The sequence below is a fragment of the Prevotella sp. HUN102 genome (assembly GCF_000688375.1).
Taxonomy (GTDB): domain Bacteria; phylum Bacteroidota; class Bacteroidia; order Bacteroidales; family Bacteroidaceae; genus Prevotella.
On sequence record NZ_JIAF01000004.1, the window covers coordinates 1,150,300 to 1,172,291 of the forward strand.

Here is a 21,992-nt window from a genome sequence, read left to right on the forward strand (position 1 = left end):
TTCTGGTTAATATTAATAAGGTTAATTCTAAAGCATAGGGAATATAGCAATTTTCCGAAACGGCTTCGGAACTGATGCTATCTTATATGTATTTTCTGTACGGTCTTGCTCTTCGCCGTTCTTACAGAAACAACGTAAATTCCTTTTGGAAGCGTTGCAAACGACACAGTTTCTTCCTGTCCTGATGCTATGTTTTCGATGCGACGGCTGTCGATTTTCATACCAGCAGTATTGAAAACCTGAATTTCCGCAAAGCTTTCATCGTTGTTGAAAAGCAACTTGCAGGCATCGTCCGTCAGTTTAATGGTCAGTGCTCTCTGCGTATCGCGAACATCAAAGAGTCCCGTAGGGTCGGCATTCTTAAATTTCAACACGGCTTTCAAGCCTTCGTAAGCATCAATCTTGCCATATCCGGCACTGCGGTTCCAGTCGTCGTGCTCTACCGTTCCGGTAAATTCATCGCGTTTTGAGGTGGTGCGCAATACGGTCATCAACTGATCGTAAGTAAGTTTCGGATAGGCTTCGAGCCACAAGGCGATGATTCCGGTTACTGCGGGCGACGCCATTGATGTACCGTCTATTTCGCCATAAAAGAATTTCTCTCCATTAAAAAAGATTCTTTGCGTAAGCATTGCGCCTTGGGCAGTAACTGCGTAGGAGAAGCCATCGTACTTATCGTTGTAAGCAGAGAGAATCACACTTCCCGGTGCAACCACCGTAGGCTTAGGATTGTTATTGTCGCGCTGCGGACCACGACTCGAGAAATTGCTTATTTCGCCTATTGCACCATTATCAGCCATACGTTTCTCGTTTTTATAAGTAGTCCATTCGGTAGCCGTGTTGTAAGAACCTACGGCAACAACTTTCTCAGACGACGCAGCAAGCTCTCCTACATTGTAATCGTGGTCGCCAAAAGTAAATCTGGCATCATCAACTTTTATGTCTTTATCGTCTTTTCCCACCCAAGTTGCAAACTGTGAAACGCCCAGCCAGCTATCCATACGTGTGCCTTTCGGTGCTATGAAGTACAGACCGAACTTCTTATTGGAAGCAGTAAAAGGACGGTCGGTGTCTGAAGCCTTGTGCAACTGCAAATTGTCAAAGTTGATCAACATCTGAATATTCAGTTTGTTATTAAACTCTGCAAGTTGAGCACCATCGAAAGTCAGCGTGTCTTCATTCAGTTTATCGCCATACCAGAAGGCTTCGCTCAATGTATCAATCTCGTGCGTCTTGATGTCGTAGGCAAAAGGCTGAATGGTTACATTCTTATCGTTTGCCCCCTTTATCCATACATCAACAAAAGTCGGCATAGGAATAACTCCGGGATTCAACAATACAAAGCAAGTGTCATTGTCGTGTTCGAACTCTTTGGTAATATGCAGGTTCTGATTGGCGTCATTACCCATTGCAGCTACAACAAAGCCTCCATCCCCTACATAGGAAGACAGAGTTTTATCGTAGGACGACATACCGCCATGCGCACCTATGGTTGCGCCAAAGCTCATATTTACTACCCACGGCATATTGTGCTTTTTGGCATAATCACGGATAGTCTTTACATCTTCCAATATCTCTGCCGTGCGGAATTTGGAGGGAAACACCATCAGCGTGGCTTCAGGTGCCATACCATAGTCTTCCACATCCTTGACGCGTGAACCTGCCGCGATGCCCAACACGTGCGTGCCGTGGCTTTCCTTCACGCCATCGGTAACTTCCTTCAATATCTTTTTACCGTCGGTAAGAGGCTCTTTGTCGCCACGGAATCTGTTGTGCATATAGACAATGCGCGACGTACCGTCTGAATTTCTGAAGGCGGGATGGTTGAACTGAAAATCTTTATCAATAATCCCCACGATAACGCCTTTACCAGTATAAGGCGTTATCAATCCGTCGCCTACCAGAATCTTGTCTACTTCGGTGCTTTTTCTTGAGTTATGATTAAAGGCAAAAGCCTCTTGCGACACATCTATGTTTCTAACTTCCTTGAAAGAAGCGATTGTACGAACATAGTTTAAAGGAACTTCGGCTGTAACCATCTCGCCGGAATGTATTACAGACGTGATTCCCAAAGTGATAAAATGCTGCTGAACGGCTTTACTGTCGGTACAAGAGATGAGCACGTGTGCCGTTTCAGCCGATATTCGTCCACGCATCTGGGGAGAACGCCGACATCTGTCGTCTTGCTTTTTCAGCAAGGCATTCATTCCGATACCGATTTTCGAGGGTTTGGAAACGCTGTAAGTACGCTGTCCGAATCCCGACAAGTTCATACTAAGACAAGCCAATAGTAGATAAAATTTAGTCTTCATACATTATTATATTATCAGGGTTAATCTATGCTTTTGCCTTTTTCCATCAGTTTTTCATTGCGTTTGTATTACTACAAATCAAACAATAAATCGCCTTTTCAGTTTAGGTTTTCAACAAGTAAGCAGATTATTTATATTTTTTTAGCTATATTCTCAATCGCAGATATAGTGATTATTCCTAACAACATATCCCATTTTATCCTTTTTAACCTGCAAAAAGTTGTTTTTAACCCATTTTTAACACAACAATGTTATTTATCCTAACCTGTCGAACGTTGAAACTGTTTGGCTTCAATGTTTATAAATACAGCTTTTAAATATTGATTCTATAAAAGAGGTATGAGTGAATATGAATTTGCTTTCCCTGATTTTACGTAGCAAATACACATAGAAGAACTGACATTTTATCTTATCAGTTTCCGATAAAATCATAATTCATTTTTATACAATAATTCAATTGCCAACCATTTTATAACCACCTGATAATCAGAAGATAAAAATTTAACTTTCAAATATGTGAAGAATGCTCTCTAATCTTGCGAAGAATGCCAAACAATCTTCGCACAAACGCAATGCAAAATAGCGAAGATTGAAACACATCCTTCGCAAGATTGGAAAATAGTCTAAAGGAGGGGGGAGCGAGGGGATAAATAGATGAGGAAATAAGTGGACAAATTATGAGAGGAAACAAAAGGACAAGTGGGCGGGAAGACAAAGGAAACGAGGAAGCAAGAGGGCTTGTTCTTTCGGCATACCACAGCGACTTACTTGTTCGTTGTTTGGCTGAATATGCCGGGATGGCTTGCTTGTTTCCTCGTTTCCTTTGTTCCCCGTCCACTTGTTGGACAGTAGGGGTTCTGAAAATTCCCAATCAGGAATTATGATTTCAGTTCCGGATATTGTATTCTGGTGTGGTACATAGCCTTCAGACGTTCGATGAGCACCATCTTTGCCACGCTGATGTCGCGGAAGTTGATAGGACAGTCGCCGAAGAAACCTTCCTCCACCTGACAGTCTATCAGCCTGTTCACGAGATTGCTGATGCTCTCCTCCGTATATTCTTTCAGAGAACGTGATGCCGCTTCCACGGTGTCGCTCATCATCAGAATGGCCTGTTCCTTGGTATAAGGATTGGGGCCGGGATAACGGAACGGTGCTTCGTCCACCTCTTCATCGGGATGCTCGTTCTTGTAGGTTATATAGAAGTATTTCACAAGTCCTGTGCCGTGGTGGGTTCTGATAAACATCTTGATTTCCTTGGGCAGATTGTATTCCTCTGCCATTCTAAGGCCTGCCGACACGTGATTGATAATAATCTTTGCGCTCTCCAATGGCGAAAGTTTGTCGTGAGGATTCACGCCAGCTTGGTTTTCGGTAAAGAACACCGGATTGTCCATCTTGCCGATGTCGTGGTACAATGCGCCGGTTCTGACCAACTGGCTCTTTGCACCAATCTTGTTTGCAATCTCAGCAGCAAGGTTGCCCACCGTGATGGAATGCTGAAATGTGCCCGGAGCAACCTCGCTGAGCTTTCGCAGCAATTCGTTGTTGGTGTTCGACAGCTCGAACATCGTAACCGTGGATACGAATCCGAAGGTCTTTTCTATCACGAGCATCAGGGGATAGGTAAAGAGAAAGAGGAAACCGTTCACGGTGAAATGGTAGTAGATGGTACGGTCGAGCTTCGAGAAGTCATCGGTCTGAATGAGTTGCATACCCAGATAGATGGCAGCCGAACCAATCGTAACGAGCAGAGCTGTGAGGAAAATCTGGCTGCGTTTGGACAGTTCTTCCAAGGAATAGATGGCTATCCATCCTGCCACGAGCTGAACGATGATAAATTCGTACTGGTATTTCACGGCGAGTGCACAGATGAGAATCATCGTAACGTGGGCGATGAACGCCGTTCGGGAATCCATAAACACTCGGAAGAATATCGGTGCCATACTGAACGGTATGATGTAGATGCTCAGAATATTGTGCTCCATCATTACCGAAGTGAGGATAGGGAAGATGATCATCAGCGAATAGAGCAGGGAAGTTTCGCGCGGCTTCTCAAACTTTTCCTTACGGCTGTGCGCCATATAGTAGGTAAAGAGGCCTATGAGTATGAAAACGTAGAGGGCTTGTCCGAGAATCGTGGAGGTTATTTCGTCCTTTCCCTCGTTGCGCTTCTCCATTGCCTGCTCGAAAGAGTTGAGCACACGGTAGGTCTTGGTGTCCACGATGTCGCCACGGTCGATGATTCGCTGTCCTTCGAGCACCATTCCCGAAGCCTGCGGCACGAGGCTGAGCATATCGTTCATTTCGCTTTCGCTGCGTTCCTTGTCGTAAACGAGGTTCGGCTCAATATAGTCGTTGATGTTGCATTGCTGAAGTTCGGTGCGTTTAGGGCCGAGCACGGGATCCATAAAGAAGTTCTCGTAGGCTCCCATCGTGGTGTATATCTTGCTCACAGGCTGCGAAACGGCCTGTTTGCCCGAGATGATATGGATAACGTTGTCGCTGTCTTTCAGCAAGGTAGTGAATTGCGTGGAATTGACGATACCCGACTGGTAGATTTCGTGCAGTCTGTTTGCCACGGCATCCACGTATTTGGGCGGTAATCCCGGTATTCCGTTGGCATAAGCCTCCCTGAACTGCTTGATTTTGTTCTTTTCAACGCTCGGATTGATGTTGAAGTAGGGATTGAAGGTGCGCATAATCGAGTCGCGCTCGTTCTTCAGAGCCTCTTCAGACTTGAAAATCGGGAAGTCGAATTTCGCAATGAGCTGTCCGTAGAGCCAAGGTTTGCCTTGGTCGTAGTGGAACATCTTGCCCTCGTTTCGCGGCAGGAAGGTTACAATGAGAATTACTGAGAAGACCACAAGCAATGATTTCATTGCAAAATTGTGCCAGTAGTTGTCTCCAAGGTTCTTGAATTTTATCATATTCGTAAACTTGTTGAATCGGTTACAGTATGCGAAAATACAAAAAAAATGGCGTATAGTCGAAAAAAAACACTAATTTTGCACAAAATTTACATTATCGCTATGGCAGAAAGAAAAGTCAGAGTGCGCTTTGCGCCAAGCCCGACAGGAGCTTTACACATTGGTGGTGTCCGTACCGCATTGTTTAATTATCTCTTTGCCCGTCAGAATGGTGGAGAAATGATTTTCCGTATCGAGGATACGGACTCCAATCGTTTTGTACCCGGTGCTGAAGAATACATTCTGGAATCATTCAAATGGCTTGGTATAGAGTTCGACGAGGGAGTAACTTTTGGCGGAGAGCACGGTCCTTACCGTCAGAGCGAACGCCGCGAAATCTATAAGGAATACGTAAACCAACTCCTTGACAACGATAAGGCGTATATAGCATTCGACACTCCCGAGGAATTGGATGCCAAGCGCAGTGAAATTGAGAACTTCCAGTACGATGCGAAGACGCGTATGCAGATGCGCAATTCGCTTACACTCTCGAAAGAGGAAGTGGATCAGTTGATAGAAGACGGACAGCAGTATGTGGTTCGTTTCAAGATAGAACCCGGACAGGAAATCCACGTTGAGGATATGATTCGCGGAGATGTCCGTGTAAAGAGCGAAATACTCGACGACAAGGTGCTTTACAAGAGTGCCGATGAATTGCCAACCTACCATCTTGCCAACATTGTGGACGACCATCTGATGGAAATCAGCCATGTAATCCGTGGCGAGGAATGGCTGCCGAGCGCGCCGTTGCACGTGCTGCTTTACCGTGCTTTCGGCTGGGAAGACACGATGCCCCGCTTTGCCCATCTTCCGTTGCTTCTGAAACCGGAAGGCAAGGGTAAGTTGAGTAAGCGCGACGGCGACCGTCTCGGCTTCCCCGTTTTCCCATTGGAGTGGCACGACCCTAAGACCGAAGAAGTAAGTTCGGGCTTCCGTGAGAGCGGATATTTCCCTGAAGCAGTTGTGAACTTCCTTGCGATGCTCGGTTGGAATCCCGGAACCGAACAGGAACTCTTCACGCTCGACGAACTGGTGCAGGCGTTCGACATCACAAAATGCTCAAAGAGCGGTGCGAAGTTCGACTATCAGAAGGGTATATGGTTCAATCACGAATACATTCTGAAGAAGAGCGACGAGGAAATAGCAAAGCTCTTTGCCCCGATAGTAGCCAACAACGGCGTGGATGCAACGATGGAAGAGATTACGACCGTGGTTCATCTGATGAAAGACCGTGTGAACTTCGTGAAGGAGCTGTGGCCATTGTGCTCTTTCTTCTTCATTGCTCCGACCGAATACGATGAGAAGACTGCCAAGAAACGATGGAAGGAATATTCCGGAGAACAGATGGCAGAGCTGTCGAAGGTATTGGCAGACATCGAGGACTTCTCCATAGAAGGTCAGGAACCCGTCGTGATGAAGTGGGTAGAGGATAAGGGCTACAAGCTCGGCGACATAATGAATGCTTTCCGTCTTGCCCTCGTCGGCATCGGCAAAGGTCCCGGAATGTTCGACATTACGGCATTCCTCGGAAAGGAAGAAACCCTGAAGCGTCTCCACGCTGCAATAGAAGTGTTGGGATAGTATCGGCTGTTCCAACGCTTGTGTCGCAAATCCACCGGCTATGCTATATAATATTATAATGTATGCGATACAGATGGGTGTCGCCGTTTACAGTCTGTTCAGCGAGAAGGTTCGCAAGATGTGGCTGGGCGAGAGAGCTTCTTTTGGAGTTCTCCGCGAACAGGTAGACCCGGATGCACGTTACATTTGGTTTCACGCCGCTTCATTGGGCGAGTTTGAGCAGGGGCGGCCGCTCATCGAGGCGATACGCAGGGATTATCCGGAGTACAAAATACTGCTTACATTCTTTTCTCCGTCGGGATATGAGGTTCGGAAGAACTATGAGGGGGCAGACATCGTTACTTATCTTCCGATAGACACGGTAACGAATGCACGCCGTTTTCTGCGCACCGTAAGGCCGGTAATGGCCTTCTTCATCAAATATGAGTTTTGGTACAACTATCTTCACGTGCTGCGCCATCGTGGAGTGCCCGTATATAGTGTGTCGAGCATCTTCCGAAAGGATCAGGTTTTCTTCAAATGGTACGGACGCAGCTACGGCCGTGTACTGAAATGCTTCACTCGTTTCTTTGTTCAGAACGATGAGAGCAAGAGACTCTTGGCATCCATCGGTATCGGCGATGCGATGGTGGTGGGCGATACGCGGTTCGACCGTGTGCTGCAAATAAAGGATGCCAGCAGGCAACTTCCCTTGGTGGAGAGCTTCGTAGGTGGAAGCGAGAAGCAGCGTCCGGTTTTCGTTGCAGGCTCTTCGTGGCAGCCGGACGAGGAAATATTCCTGAAATATTTCAATGAACACAGGGAATGGAAACTCATCATTGCGCCTCACGTAATCGGAGAAGAGCATTTGAAGCAGATTCTCTCGCTCATTCACGACAGGAAGGTGGTGCGCTATACAGAGGCAAATGGGCAGCAGGCATCCGAGGCCGACGTAATGATAATAGACTGCTTCGGACTTCTTTCCTCCATCTATCATTATGGCGATGTGTCTTATGTGGGAGGAGGATTCGGTGTCGGCATCCACAATGTGCTCGAGGCAGCCGTCTGGAACTTGCCGGTTATCTTCGGTCCGAACAACAGACGCTTCGACGAGGCACAGGGATTGCTGAAGTCGGGTGGTGGTTTTGAAATCACAGACTATGATTCTTTTGAACAGATAATGACCCGATTGGCAGCCGACAAAGCATTATTGGAGAAGTCGGGCAGAGCTTCGGCGGACTTCGTGGCGAGCCTTTCGGGTGCAACGGATAAAGTAATTTCCAACATTAAACTATGAAATATCAGATAACTTGCGATAACTGTGGCACACAGTTTTTGATAGAATCAAAGGAAAGACAGACCATCGAATGCGCCTGTCCTCATTGCAAGGGGGTAATGGAGATTACATTGCCCATCGTTTCCGGTGCAAAGCAGTTCGGCGAACAGCAGGTGCGCACGATAGGCGACAATATCGGACAGGCGACGGCAAAGCAGCCGGATGCCTTTCCGGACGGCAATGCGCCGCAGAAAGGCGACAGTCGCGGGCGCGTAATGCTCGCTCTGCTGAGTTTCCTCATAGGATTGGTGCTTGTCGTCGGAGCTTATTTCTTCCTTTTCCGTTCTGCCCCCGAAGCCGAAGTGGAAACTTATCAGGTGGATGTGGAAAACACAGCGAATGATTCTGTTTCAGAGGCTGAACCGATGGAAGAAGAATCCAATGCGGAGGATGCCTCCACGCTGAACCTTGTTGATACGGCCGTGGTGCCGCAAACCATTGAGGAGGAAGCACCTCTCGAACCCGAAGTTGTGGAAGAGCGTGCTCCCGAAGACACAACGCACAGACACGCTGCCCCCTCAGCCCCTTCCGTGGTGGAAATAGGCAACGATGTCCCGATGGAATAAAGAGCGTTTCAGGACAGGAACAATAAAAATAAAGACATAAAAATATATGGGAAAGATTATTTTGACGGGCGACCGCCCGACAGGCAAGCTCCATCTCGGGCACTACGTTGGTTCGCTCCGCCGCCGTGTAGAGTTGCAGAATGCCGGCGACTACGATAAGATGTTCGTGTTTATGGCCGACGTGCAGGCACTTACAGACAATGCCGAGAATCCGGAGAAGATTCGTCAGAACATCATCGAGGTGGCACTGGACTACCTCTCGGCAGGGCTTTCTCCCGAGAAGTGCATACTCTATATCCAGAGTCAGATTCCGGAACTGGCAGAACTTACCACTTATATGATGAACCTCGTATCGGTGAGTCGTGTTCAGCGAAACCCAACCGTGAAGACTGAAATCAAGATGCGCAACTTTGAGTCAAACATCCCGATGGGCTTCTTCTGCTATCCTGTTTCGCAGGCTGCCGACATCGCTGCTTTCAAGGCCACGACGGTGCCGGCCGGCGAGGATCAGGAGCCGATGCTCGAGCTGACGCGCGAAATCGTGCGCCGTTTCAATCAGATTTACGCACCGGTGCTCGTGGAACCGAACATAATGCTTCCCGAGAATGCCACGGCGCGCCGACTTCCCGGTACTGACGGCAAGGAGAAGATGAGCAAGAGCCTCGGAAACTGCATCTATCTTTCCGACGATGCCGATACGGTATGGACGAAGGTAAAGGGAATGTACACCGACCCGACCCATCTGAACGTCTCCGATCCGGGACACGTGGAGGGCAATGCCGTGTTTACCTATCTCGACGCATTCTCAACCGATGCCGACTTTGCGGAGTTCTGGCCCGAGTTCAGCAATCTCGACGAGCTGAAGGCAGCCTACACGGCAGGCGGCATCGGCGATATGAAGTGCAAGAAGCTGCTCAACAGCGTGCTCAACAAGATGCTCGAGCCTATCCGTGCACGTCGCCGTGAGTTTGAACAGGACATTCCGGAAATCTACAACATCCTCAAGAAGGGCTCGGAAGCGGCGCGCGAGGCTGCTGCCGCAACGATGGACGAGGTGTGTTCGGCTATGCAGATAAACTATTTCGACGATGCAGAGCTGATCAGAAGTCAGGCAGAGAAGTTCAGGAAGTAGTAGTTTTCGGCCTCATTGCTCGGGCAGTCTCCCTGCCCCGCTGCGTGTGAGGCGGGCAAACCGTCAGCCCGGTCTTCCTTTCGTATCGGTCAGAATGCTGAAAGCGTTGAACAGGAGCAACGAGAAACAATATGGAATCGCAGCAATCCCAAACGGGATTGCTGCGATTTTGTATTATTCCATATCTGCGTATATAGGGAGAATGAATTGCTTTCCTTAGCTTTCGCATTTGTTAATATTAGGTATCTGTGTAAGTTTCATAATTATGAGACAACTGTCTCAAAGCTATGAAACAATAGTCTTAAAGCTATGAAACTAATATCGTTTCCCTATATTCAGCATTGTAAGTCCTATATAAGGGAAGATATAGTTCCTATTGTGGAGCAATGGAAGCCCTAAGCTCGGAGAATGGTTCACGTTTCGCTCTTAAAAAGGAAAAGGGACGTGCCGTGGCACATCCCTTTTTGCTATCTTCTTCTTTTCGTCTTCTTATTGATTCATCTTTTTGTGGATTGGTTTCCTTTGCAGACTTGTCTCTTCGTTCACTCGTCCTCTCGTAAACTTATTTCCTCGTCCACTCGTTTCCTTGTAAACTTGTTTCCCTGTCCACTTGCCCTCTCTTAAACTTGTTTCCTCGTCCACTTGTTTCCTTGTAAACTTGTCTCCTTGTTCACTTGTCTTCTCGTTCTCTCGTAAACTAATCCACTTGTCCACTCGTCCCCTTGTAAACTTGTTTCCTTAGATTCTCTCATTCCTTCTTGCCTTTCGCATCGAAGTGATAATTGAAGGTGAGTTTCACGAAGTGGTGCATACTCTCATTCCAGTCTTCCTTGTGCTGCGAGGAATCTATGATGGCAGAATAGTCGCGCTTCTGGTTGAGTATGTCATCGAAGCTGATGCCAATCCAACCCTTTTTCTTGTTGAGGAGGTAACGGACGGTGGCGTCCCAGAGCAGCCGGTGTCGGTTCAGTTCGGGTGCGAGATAGCCTGTTGCGGCCTTGTCGTATATCTCCGTGTTGAACTCCCAATGCTTCAGTTTCGCCGTTGCGTTCAGTCCGTAGGTGTATCGGATGGGCGTGCTGTTGTACTGGCTCGCAAGAGAGTATCGGTTGCGTTGGAGATTCATATTTCCGGAAAGCTCCAGTTGCAGCCAGTCGCGCTCGTAAGAGAGTTTTGGGTCAAGGTTCAGGCTGAACACTTTCATTTGGTTCTGCTCCTGAACGATGTTTCTGTCGAATGCGGCAAGATAGCCATACGACTTGCTGAAGTTGGCAGCAGCCTTGGTTGATAGGTTGATGTAGTCGCCGAAGCTCTTGTCGTAGACCATTTCCATATACCACGTGTTGCCGCTTTTCACGTTCTCGCTGTGGCTCCGGTAGATACCTGTCTGCGGATCGAAGTTATAGACGGTTGCTATCGGGTGGATATTATACGCGTATATCACTTTGAAGAGCATCATTGCCTGCTGTTTGTCGAGCGTCCGTGTGTAGGTGAGCGAGGTGCTGTGCGAATGGCTGCGGTGGAGCCTCGGATTTCCCTCCACTATCCAGAACGGATCGGTGTCGTCTCGGTAGTTCAGCGTTGAGAGCAGGTCGGGCAATTCGGTGTTGTAGAGGAATTTAAAGTCCAGTCGGTTGGATTTGTCCATCTTCCACTTCACTTCCATCTGTGGTATGAATTTGGTGCTGTTCCGGTTGGCAATTGTGTCGAGCTGCCCGCGCTGATAGTCGAGCTTCTCCTGTTCGAGGGTCAGCCACATTGTGGGAGTGAACTGCCAGTTGCCGGTCTTGTAGATAACGCTTGCGTTGGTTCGTCCTTTTGTATGCTGTTTTCTGCTGCTGAAGCTGTTGGCTTGGTCTATCGTGCTTTCAGGGTCGGTCTCTATCCTCGATTCCACGTCGGAACGATAGGATTGCTTTCGCACCTTGTCGTTTATTATCCCGAACTCTTGGCTTGCCTGAAACAGGAGCGCGTCGCTGATGTTGTATTTTATGAGTCCGTATCCACTGAAGGTCAGGTTGTGATGGGGTGAGCGGCTGTACTGATAGAGTGGCGAAGCGATGTTCTGCCTGATGTATTCCAATTCACGGTGCGAACTGAAACGGTCGTTTCCGTTGGAATATGCAAGGTTGGTATTGAAGACGAGTTGCCCTTTCTTGCCCAAGAAGTGCGTCCAATACACTTTGAAGTCCGTTGTCGTTCCCTCCTGAATGTTCTGCTGATAGGTGCGTTCCCTGTTGATGAGGTGCCGGTAGGCAGCATCGCTTGCGCCTGCCGAGAGCAAAAGGTCTAAGGGAAAGTCGCCGTATGGCTTGGTCTCGGTATCCAGACGCACGCTGCCGCTCTCCGAGTTGTTTCTTTTCTGTGAATAGTTGAACGTCAGGGATGACAAAATAAAATCCTTCTCGGTGAGATAGGTATAGAGATCGAGTGAAAGCTTTGGCGTAATTTCGTGTTTGTAGTGGCTGTTTCGGTTCAGGCTCCACGTAGTAACGTTGTTGGGCGAGAAGTATTGTGCGGCGGAATAGTCGGTTCCCCATCCGTCAATGTGGTTGAAGTTGGAAGTCGCGGCGACATAGTTGTTGTCCTTTCCGCCTGACTTGAAGTTGTGCTGATAGCCCAGCGAGGCGTTCTGCGCCTTGCCGAAATAGTCTATGTCGCCGTTGCTCATCCAGTTGGTTCCCATCTTCTCATACCGGTTGATGTTGTTGGTGTCGAAGCTGAACATTACGGGATTCCTGTCGCTGAGGCGCGATGCCTTGATGCTTGCCTGATAGCCTTTGGGCGATTGCAGGGAAGTTCTGATGTCGCCGTACCATTTGTCCATAAAGCCCGCCTTTATCTTGATGTCGAGCACTTGGTCTTCGTTGCCGTCGTCCTTGCCTGTATGCTTGGCAAATTCGGTCGCCTTGTTGTAGCTCTTGATGTTCTGCACAGCCTCTGCCGGCAAGTCTGCCACTATTCCGCTGCCCCCGAAGATGTCGCGTCCGTTCATCTGGAGGCGCAGCGGCTTGTCGTTCCAGTAGAGTTTACCGTCTTTCTGCACCACGCCGGGCAGCTTTTCTATGAGTTCCTTGAGCCTTGCGCCCTCTTGGAGCTTGAATGCGGCGGGGTTGAACACGATGGTGTCGCCCTGCATCGTGAAGCGTTTGGCCTTTGTGGAAACCACAACTTCATTGAGCAGCACGTCGGAAGGCTTCAGTCTGAACTCTCCAAGGCGTATCGTGTCGGTAGCGTTTCCACTCCCGCAATAGGTTCTTTTCTTTGCGTTGTGGTAGCCAATCATACTCACCGTAACCACTGCTCTGCCCTCGTGGTAGCTCCGCACGGCAAAGTTGCCCAATGAATCGGTGGAATAATTGCTGATGTAAGTGGAACCATCCATCTTCGTTTCCACCTTGACGGATGCCATTGCGAGCGGCTCGCCCGTCTTTTCGTCCACGGCCTTGCCGGTAAAAATGTCTGCACGTGCGCCAATCGGCACGTATGCCAGTATGGCAGTGAGAATGGTGAATAGGATTTCCTTTGCTTTCATAGGCTCATAGTTGTTTTAGGACGGTTATTATTACATTTGTTTTGCAAAGATACGATTTTTAACCAAAATGTTTACCCCCCCCTATTAAATTATAACAAATTAACATATTTATTCCCTTTGAAGTCCGAAAGCAGGCGAGAGGGGGAATATTAAGGAATAGATTGATAAAATACAAAAGGTGCTAACCTTGTCGGCTTAGCACCCTTTGATGAGTTTCAGTCAGCATTCTGCCCTTTATGGCAGCTTTTATTTCAGCGTCTGAACAATTCGTTGAAGTCCTTCCTTCAGCGTAGCGCGAGGGCAGGCAATATTGATTCTGATATAGCCTTCGCCGTCTTTTTCGCCGTATAGCGTTCCGCTGTTTATCTGCACCTTTCCTTCTTTAAGCAATTTGGCTGTCAATGCCTCGGAAGTAAGCCCGGATGAAGTGATGTTTACCCATACCAGATAAGTTCCTTCCAGTTTCAGAACCTCAAATTCGGGCAATTCGCTGGCGAAAGTTTCCTTCAGCAACTTGTAGTTGTTGTAGAGATATTCGTTGAGTTCGTCCATCCAGTCTTCACTTTCGTTGTAGGCGGCTTCGAGTGCCACCGGTCCGAAAGGATTCACGTCGCAAACTTCAAATATGTTGATGGCTCTGTTGATTCTTCTGCGCCAAACGGCGTCTTCGCAAATCACGTTTGCAATCTGCAGGCCTGCGATGTTGAAGTTCTTTGTAGGCGAGTTGAGCGTAACGCAGTTCTGCGAACAGGCTTTGCTCACGCTTGCAAAAGGTGTGAACTTATGGCCCGGCATAATGAGTTCGCAATGAATCTCGTCGCTCACTACGGCAACATTGTGGCGCAGGCAGATTTCGTTCATCCGTTCCAACTCGTCCTTTTGCCATACACGTCCGCTCGGATTGTGGGGATTGCAGAGGAGGAAAACCGTTGCTTTCTCGTCGGCACACTTCGCTTCAAAGTCGTCCCAGTCCATCACGTAGGTGTCGTTCTCACGCTTCAACGGGCTTTCGAGAATCTGACACCCCTGATTGATGATGCTCGAGAAGAAACAGTTGTAGACCGGTGTCTGGATAATCACTTTCTCGCCGGGCATTGCCAACGCCTTGATAGATGCGCTGATGGCAGGGATGACGCCGGTGGTGTAGATAATCCATTCGCTGCTGATTTCCCAGTCGTGGCGACGCCTGAACCATTTGGTTATGGCGTCGTAGTAGCTGTCGGGAACTATCGCATAGCCGAAAACGCCGTGCCGTGCCCTGTCTTCAACGGCTTTGCGTATGGCGGGCGCAGCGGAGAAGTCCATATCGGCCACCCACATCGGGATAATGCCGTCTTCCTTCTCCTCGTCCCACTTTACGCTGTTCGTGCCGCGGCGCACGACTGTCTCGTCGAAATTATACTTTCCCATAGATTTCTTGTTTCCGTTCAGATGCTTATTCCTTGCTTTCGATGATGCAGTCCTTGCCTTTTGCATATTCGTCGTAAGTGATTCTGCCCACCTTGTCGGCAACGATCTTGCCCGAAATAGGATTCTTTATCTCTGTGATTGCGCCTTTAATCGTGGCGTTGATGTTGCGGCTGTCCTCAAATGCGCGGTCGCATTCGGCATCGAACGTACAGTCTTCGAGCGTGATGCCGTCGAGATAGCACAATGGCTGCTCGCCGCTGATGTGGCAGCGCACGAGTTTCACGTTCTTGCTGTGCCAAGCAAGGTATTCGCCGTTGAGTTCGGAGTCGTAAATAGTAACGTTCTCACATTCCCAGAATGAGTCTTTGGTTACGATTTTCGCATTGTGAACCTCAACGTTCTCGCAATACTGGAAGACATACTTAGCGTCTGACGTCAGTCCGTCTACGTAGATATTCTTTGAGAACATAAACGGATAGGTGCCTTCGTGTAGTTCCACGTTCTTGAGCTTCAGTCCGTCCACCTTCCAGAATGTTTCGTCAGCATCGTTAATCTTGACGTTCTCCAGTTCAAGGTTCTTCATTTCGCGGAAGAACTTCGGACCGTCTATAACGCAGTCTTTCATTACCATATCGTTGGCATACCAGATGGCCGAACGGGAGCTGGGTGCAAAGTAGCAGTTGGTGATGAGGCTCTTGTCCACGTGCCACCAAGGATATTTACCATAGAATTTGGAATTGTCGCATTCCAGATTTTCACAACACTTGATGCCCGATTCGCCATCAACGATTTCAATATTCTCCAGACGCATGTTCTTTGCGCCGAACAGAGGACGTTCGCCTCCGAATTTCTTGTCTTTTATTATTTCCATATAGTCAGTTGGTTTCCTGTCCGGAAAACCTGTATTTATAGTTTTTGTCTGTTATCACTATTAACAAAGACAGTGCCAAACGCGAAAGGTTTAATGCTGTGTTGTTTAAAATTCTATAATTGTCAGCCTTCGGAATAAGCCTGCCCCGGTAGCCGGCAAGGCTGCAAGCGAACAGGGTTGCAAGGATGTTCAAGATGTGCGTGTGGCTGTCTTTGCGTGCGCTTTTCGCTTGTTTTTTTTAATGAGTTTCAGTCGGTTCGGAAGAGGGGTAAATGCGAACGGTTTGCAATCTTGCGAAGATTGCATTCCATTCTTCGCAAGATTGCGTTGCGTTTTTGCGAAGATTGCGCTGCATTCTTCGCAAGAATGAAAACCGATAAAATAATGCTTGATTATCAGGTATTTGCGAGATGAGTTGGAACCGATGGGCAGAAATGTTGCAGCATCGCAGCTATTGCTTCCATTACAGGCAATGCAAGCATCTCAGAAGGGCACGTATTACCTATTATATATGTATAACGGCTGAAAAGCTGTGGGAAGACAATCGCTGCGCTTCGGCGAAATCTGTGAGAGCATTCTTTGTAATCTTATCCCAAACTGAGGTAAATACTCTGTTTGTATTTGTCATTTTTACGGATTCTGCCCAATAAAGCAGTATTTGGCATTGATGGAATAGGGGTATTTTCGGACGAAGGCGTTATAAGTGAAATAAATATTGGTTGATATGTAACGTGTGAAGCGAATATAAACCACTTAAAAAAGAAAAGACTATGAAGTTTAAAGTATTTGCACTATCTTTGTGCTGCCTAATAGGCTTAGGACAAGCAGACGCACAGACTGGCAAGTATGCTTCGGAAAATCTCAATGAAATCCGAATAGGATATAGCGATGGGCTGACACTTGGAACGGCAAGTTCCTGGGGAATGGGCATCAGCGATGCGCTGACCGGAACAAAACATACGGACGAAAGATGCAGCGGCGTGATGGGAATAGGCTATCGCCGACACGTCAGACGCTGCCGGTTGGGCGTTGATTTAGGGTTCGCCACGGCAAGTGCAAAGTGGATCGACAATACAAAGGACGCATTGCCCGAAGTGGAAAAAACACAACTCAATTTCCTCGTGATGCCCGTTGCCGAAATGGTTTACTACAAAGGTGGACTGATAGAGATTTATGGCTCGCTTGCCGCAGGCGTTGATATTACGAGTTTCAGCAAGAAAGGGCTGACCGATGCAGGCAGAAAGCGTGCAAAAACGGAGCGTAGCAACTCGGCAGAATTTGCATTTCAGGTAAATCCGGTGGCAATGCGCGTGGGAAACGACCGTATCGGTGGTGTGCTCGAAGCTGGCGTTGGCTATAAAGGCTTTGTTACGGCAGGAGTGAGTGTTAGGTTATAGCATTCGCTGCTTCCTGAAAACCTCTCTCTGTATATGGACAATAGAAGAAAAGAACAATTTAGAAAAAGATTCGAGAAATACTATCCCAAGCTGTGTAGGATAGCAAGTGGATATATTCCTGACGATGACGATTGCGAGGATGTCGTGCAAGACCTTTTCGTGAATGTATGGAACAAGGGCAAGGATGAACTTCCTGAAGAGGAGTTTGCCGCTTATCTGAATATGTCCGTCCGAAATAATTGTCTTACCTTCTTGCGCCGACGGAGATTTTTTGACACAGTGTCAGTAGATGACAAACCGACAGCACTTGCAGATGTGAGCACCGAAGAAGACAAGACTGCCGATTACCGGCAGATGCTCGATGGGCTGCTTGAACAGCTTCCACCGAAGTGTCGTGAGGTGTTTATGATGAGCAAGCTCCAGAAAATGCGCTACAAGGACATTGCCGCAGAGCTTGGAATATCGGAAAAGACGGTTGAAAACCACATGGGGAAAGCCATCAAGGTACTGCGTTCGTTCGTTGCTGAACACCCAATACTAATGATAATTATCACACTTTCAAACTTTATTGCAACAAAATTATGACCAATCTAAAAGACATAGACAACATATTAGCTCGCCACTTTGCCAATGAACCGCTCTCCGATGCTGAACTATCGGCATTGGAGGAATACCGAAAAGACAATCCGAAAGATTACGGACAGCTTTCAAGTCTGCTTGGCGGCATACGTGAGGAACGCCTTGTAGGCGTGGACACGACGGCTGCGTGGGAAAAGGTTGAGGCGCAATTACAGGCTGAGGAAAGCCGTCCTCTGCTGCGTCGGCTCTATCCTGTCCTTGCCGTTGCGGCCTCGTTGCTGCTCCTTCTGGGCGTAGGTCTTTTTGCTTACAATAACCTTTTCGGTACGATTGAAAAGCAGTTCGCCAACAACTTGGAACAGAAGAAGGAGATTTCTCTGCCCGATGGCTCGCGTGTGGTGCTCTATCCTTATGCCTCTCTCGCCTATACGGAGAGCGAGGGAGCGAGAAAGGTGGAACTGAACGGTGATGCTTTCTTCGACGTTACGCACGATGGCAAGGATTTCGTGGTGGAGTCGGAGGATTTGAAAGTGGAAGTGCTGGGCACATCGTTCACGATTGGAGGCGATTCGCAAGGAAACCGGTCGGTAACTGTGAGCGACGGACGTGTGAAAGTGTCTACCAATTCAGAGGAAATCGTGCTCGTTAAGGGCGAAAAGGTAACTGTTTCGGATGGAAACTTGGGAGAAAAAGAAGTGCTCGATGACAATAAAAAGGTGCAGACCTTCGTTTTCGACAAGACACCTATCGCCGATGCAGTCAAGAAGATAGAGAAGGATATGGACGTTAGAATTGAAATGGGAAGTGGTATTTCCGACAATACCGTTACCACCAAGCTCAACATATCTGCTCCGATAGACGCTGTCAGGGAGCTTTCTCTGCTCTGCAACTGCACCTACGACTCTATTTCGCCCCTGCACTATCGCATCTATAAGAAATAGGTGTGTGCCGGTTGGCGCGGGAACGGCTCGCGGAAGTATATAGACAAACGAATTTAAGGGAGTTTCTTTATCACAACTCCATTGGCTTTGATGCTGAAGTATATATTGACATTACTGCTTATGTTTGCCACACTGGCGGCGAACGGGCAAAAAACAGTGGCAGAAGAGGTTGTCCGGGTGGACGCTTCTCCTGCTACTGTGCATTTATGGTTCGGCAGAATTGAGAAGCAGGCAAATATTGTGCTGTCCTATAACCCTTCGATGATAGACCTCAGCAAGAGGGTTTCATTGGGTGTGAAAGGGAAAATGACGGTGGAGCAGTTGCTGAAATTCCTGTTGTCGGACTATGATTACCGGCTGATTCCGATGGAGGGTCGCAAACTCCTGATTCAGGTGCAGAGAAAATCCGTGCCGACTGCCGAAAACACGGCTGCGAAAGCCGTTCCGTTGGAGCAAACTGTTATCAACGTGGACGACAACCCTGCAACGATTAAAACTTGGTTCGGCAGAATCGAGAGCCAAGGAAAGCTGTCCTTGCACTACACACCTGACGTTATCGACTTTGAGGAAACCGTGAAGTTCGAGCGGAAAGGACAGATATTGCTGAAAGACCTTGTGGCAGTTCTGCTGAAGCATTACGACTACAAACTCTCCCGACAGGGCAACCGGACGCTTTTTATCAATATTCTGCGCAAGCGCACTTGCAATCTTACGGGCATAGTAGAGGAAGAAGGCAGTGGCGAAAAGCTGATGGGAGCCACTTTGATGGTTACGGACAAAGACGGAAACTACCACTATGCAGTAACAGATATCAACGGTTTCTTCAACATTAATCTTACGCCCGGCTCCTATCACTTGTCTGCAAGCTATATGGGATACAATGCTTCGAGTCAGGAAATAGCCTTGCAGTCCGACAGGGTAATGACCATTCCGCTTGTAGCCATCCCTTATGAAATCAAGAATGTGCAGGTGCAGCGTCGTAAAAGTAAGGAGGAACTCGACGAAGTGGCACCTTCCAACCTGATCACCTTCAGCAATGCCGACCTGTTTTCTCAGATAAAGGTGTTGCCGGGTGTGTCAAAAGGTGCCGTAAACGTAGGCTTCAGCGTGTCCGGTGGTGCGGTAGACGAGAACCTTATGCTCTTGGAAGGCTTTCCGTTGCACAATACCAACCATCTCAACACGATGCTGCCCACCTTCAACGGCGATGCCATCAAGAGCGTTTCTTTCTACAACAGTTTTATTCCCACCCAGTACGAGGGCCGCCTTTCGTCGGCAACGGATGTCCGGTTGCGCGATGGAAACAAGACCACCTTCGTGAATACGCTCTCCTTGTATATGCCGGCGGCATCGGCTGTGCTTGAAGGTCCGATAGTGAAAGACAAGGTTTCCTATCTTGTTGCAGGCCGTAGGAGCTGGCTGGATTTCTTCGATGGCTTTGTTTCCGACGAAGAAAGAATCAACCATACCTTCTATGATTTCAACTTGAAATTGGCTTGGGACATTGATTCTGTCAGTTCGCTGAAATTCTCGGCATACAATTCTACGGACGTCTATCGGTTTCCCGAACAGGACAGGCACAATGCAATGCTGCATTGGAACAATCAGCTCTACGCCGTTCATTTCAATACGCTGCTCAGTCCGAAGATGTCTTTCAATGCCTCTATGGCATACACCCGACACCTGAACCGTGCCAATGCCGAAGATTATGGCGTGGACACGATTCCCGCCTTGCGAAGCGGCAGCAAGGCTTTCTTCCTGAAAACGGAGTTCGATTACAATCTCGGCAATCGTTTTCAGATGCGTTGGGGATTGAAGGGGAACTACGAGCGATACGAACTGGCAGCCTTCGGAATGGGAATGGGCAACAAGTACAGACCCGTGAAGCAGTTTGCCGTGTTCTATGACACACGTCTGCGTCTTATTCCGTGGCTTTCCGCGCATATTGGCTTCAACAGCGTTCTGTATAAGCCGAACAACTATCAGAAATATTTCAGTTTTCAGCCCCGTCTTTCGCTGAAAACTTCCTTGGGAAACAACGACCTTCTTTACCTGAACCTCGGCAGAATGGAGCAGTTCCATCATCACGTTCTCGTGTCTGACGTTGCTGCATCGTTCGATTTCATAATGCCGAGCATCGGTAAATTTGCTCCGAGCAAAGCCTATCACACCGAGTTCGGATGGAAACACTATTTCAGGCAGGGCGCATTGGAGGTGCTCGCATATTACAAGCACCGCCACAATCTGCTTGCCCTGCGCCCCGATGTGATGCTGGAAGACAGCGAATGGTCGAAGTACATAATGTCAGGAAACGGCAACAGCTTCGGTCTGAGCCTGTATTTCTATAACAGGTGGAAACGGCTGAACTGGCAGTTGTCCTACACCTTGTCGAAGACGCACGAATGGTTTTCCGAACTTCCCGAACGGGGAAAGATGCCTTCGCTCTATGATGTCCCACACGTGCTGAACGCTATCGTTTCGTATGATTTCTGCAAGCATTCGGCAGTAACGCTGGGAGCCAATCTCCATTCCGGAAAAGTGCGCTACGACAGTTTCTATTACGACATAGGAAACTCCGTTGAAACGTTCCGAACTGAGCGCGAACCATTCCGTTACCGTATAGATGCAAGCTATTCGTTCCGTAAGGAATACAAGAACAAGAAGCTGCTGCTGCGTTTCGGCTTGTTCAATATCCTCGGAAATCCGTCGGACGACGAGCTGTTCTATTATTTTTCTGTGAAAATCAAGAACCATTGCATCCCTTACGGCAGCATTACCTTCAAGTTTTAGCCGGTCTTCCATCGCAGTTATTCACTTGCAGCCCTGTATTTTCGGGTTCTGAGTAAGTCCGAAGTTTGGTGTTTTTGTAAATTTCGATTACCAAAAAACGCATAGTTTTTTTTCACAAAATAGAGAATATTACGCCCTGTTTGGATGCTTGAACTTGATTTTTCGGACGAATTGGATGTGTTTTTCCGAAGAATGTTTTGCATTCTTGCGAAGATTGCAATGCGTTTATCGCAAGAATGCAGGGCAAAAGTGCGAAGAAAAATGCCCCCAAACAATCCGTTTCGTACGGTTTATTGGTCTGTTTGCGAAGGGTTGAACGCAGTTTTCTATGCACATATCCGTTAGAAAAGCTATATTTGTCTGGTATTCTGCTCTTAATGCTTGCACACGCATAACTTGCGTATTTGAAAAATAAAAATCCTTTGTCGAAAATAATCAAGTTATGGAGCGTGTTTTGTCAAGTTTATTCACAGCGTCAATTCCTTTGTATGAATGAAATTCAGCCCATTTTTACAAAACCACAATGTCTTTATGAATAATTTGATGGTATGTAAAGTAAAGATGCTTTTGAAATAAACAATAAAGCTCGTTTGG

At 47.8% G+C, this 21,992-nt stretch carries 14 protein-coding genes; 8 read left to right on the forward strand and 6 right to left on the reverse strand.

Annotation, left to right across the window (positions count from 1 at the left end; genetic code table 11):
- Positions 1-77 precede the first annotated feature (77 nt).
- Together P150_RS0109810 and P150_RS0109815 are read right to left on the reverse strand one after the other, a co-directional pair.
- Positions 78-2,312 (reverse strand): S8 family peptidase, encoded by a 2,235-nt coding sequence (locus P150_RS0109810; RefSeq protein WP_028897527.1) that lies wholly within the window; start codon positions 2,310-2,312, stop codon positions 78-80.
- Positions 2,313-3,190: 878 nt separating this feature from the next.
- The gene (locus tag P150_RS0109815) at positions 3,191-5,242 is read right to left on the reverse strand and encodes an HD family phosphohydrolase (protein WP_028897528.1); all 2,052 of its coding nucleotides are present in this window, start codon (positions 5,240-5,242) and stop codon (positions 3,191-3,193) included.
- Positions 5,243-5,344: 102 nt separating this feature from the next.
- Here P150_RS0109815 and gltX point away from each other — a divergent pair, with 102 nt between their 5' ends.
- The 4 genes from gltX to trpS are packed head-to-tail and all read left to right on the forward strand — an operon-like array spanning position 5,345 to position 9,875.
- Positions 5,345-6,862, forward strand: a complete 1,518-nt coding sequence (gltX, locus tag P150_RS0109820; protein WP_028897529.1) for a glutamate--tRNA ligase — start codon at positions 5,345-5,347, stop codon at positions 6,860-6,862.
- Between the two features lie 40 nt (positions 6,863-6,902).
- Positions 6,903-8,138 carry a 3-deoxy-D-manno-octulosonic acid transferase gene (locus tag P150_RS0109825; RefSeq protein ID WP_028897530.1) on the forward strand — a complete coding sequence of 412 codons (1,236 nt, stop codon included), beginning with the start codon at positions 6,903-6,905 and terminating at the stop codon, positions 8,136-8,138.
- A complete protein-coding gene (locus P150_RS16925; RefSeq protein WP_051617621.1) occupies positions 8,135-8,743 on the forward strand; it encodes a hypothetical protein in 609 nt (202 codons plus the stop codon). The genes P150_RS0109825 and P150_RS16925 overlap by 4 nt, the downstream gene beginning before the upstream one ends.
- A 46-nt stretch (positions 8,744-8,789) precedes the next feature.
- The gene (gene trpS, locus P150_RS0109835; protein ID WP_028897531.1) at positions 8,790-9,875 is read left to right on the forward strand and encodes a tryptophan--tRNA ligase; all 1,086 of its coding nucleotides are present in this window, start codon (positions 8,790-8,792) and stop codon (positions 9,873-9,875) included.
- A 489-nt stretch (positions 9,876-10,364) separates the two neighbouring features.
- Here trpS and P150_RS0109840 read toward each other — a convergent pair whose 3' ends face one another.
- The 4 genes from P150_RS0109840 to P150_RS0109855 all read right to left on the reverse strand — a co-directional run bounded on the left by P150_RS0109840 (position 10,365) and on the right by P150_RS0109855 (position 15,691).
- Entirely contained in the window at positions 10,365-10,589 is a 225-nt protein-coding gene (locus P150_RS0109840; protein ID WP_028897532.1) for a hypothetical protein, read from the reverse strand.
- A gap of 34 nt (positions 10,590-10,623) precedes the next feature.
- Positions 10,624-13,410: a TonB-dependent receptor gene (locus P150_RS0109845; RefSeq protein ID WP_028897533.1), complete on the reverse strand. Its 2,787-nt coding sequence runs from the start codon at positions 13,408-13,410 to the stop codon at positions 10,624-10,626.
- Positions 13,411-13,656: 246 nt separating this feature from the next.
- Complete coding sequence (locus tag P150_RS0109850; protein ID WP_028897534.1) at positions 13,657-14,820, reverse strand: MalY/PatB family protein; 1,164 nt, start codon at positions 14,818-14,820, stop codon at positions 13,657-13,659.
- A 25-nt stretch (positions 14,821-14,845) separates the two neighbouring features.
- Complete coding sequence (locus P150_RS0109855; protein WP_028897535.1) at positions 14,846-15,691, reverse strand: DUF3737 family protein; 846 nt, start codon at positions 15,689-15,691, stop codon at positions 14,846-14,848.
- A 770-nt stretch (positions 15,692-16,461) separates the two neighbouring features.
- Between P150_RS0109855 and P150_RS0109860 the strand changes: the two genes are divergently transcribed.
- The 4 genes from P150_RS0109860 (at position 16,462) to P150_RS0109875 (ending at position 21,398) form a co-directional block, all read left to right on the forward strand.
- Positions 16,462-17,088, forward strand: a complete 627-nt coding sequence (locus tag P150_RS0109860) for a hypothetical protein (RefSeq protein WP_028897536.1) — start codon at positions 16,462-16,464, stop codon at positions 17,086-17,088.
- Between the two features lie 33 nt (positions 17,089-17,121).
- Positions 17,122-17,673: an RNA polymerase sigma-70 factor gene (locus P150_RS0109865; protein WP_028897537.1), complete on the forward strand. Its 552-nt coding sequence runs from the start codon at positions 17,122-17,124 to the stop codon at positions 17,671-17,673.
- Positions 17,670-18,608: a FecR family protein gene (locus tag P150_RS0109870; protein WP_028897538.1), complete on the forward strand. Its 939-nt coding sequence runs from the start codon at positions 17,670-17,672 to the stop codon at positions 18,606-18,608. Before P150_RS0109865 ends, P150_RS0109870 begins: the two co-directional genes overlap by 4 nt.
- Positions 18,609-18,698: 90 nt before the next feature.
- Positions 18,699-21,398, forward strand: coding sequence for a carboxypeptidase regulatory-like domain-containing protein (locus tag P150_RS0109875; RefSeq protein WP_028897539.1), 2,700 nt, complete (start codon positions 18,699-18,701; stop codon positions 21,396-21,398).
- Positions 21,399-21,992 lie beyond the last annotated feature (594 nt).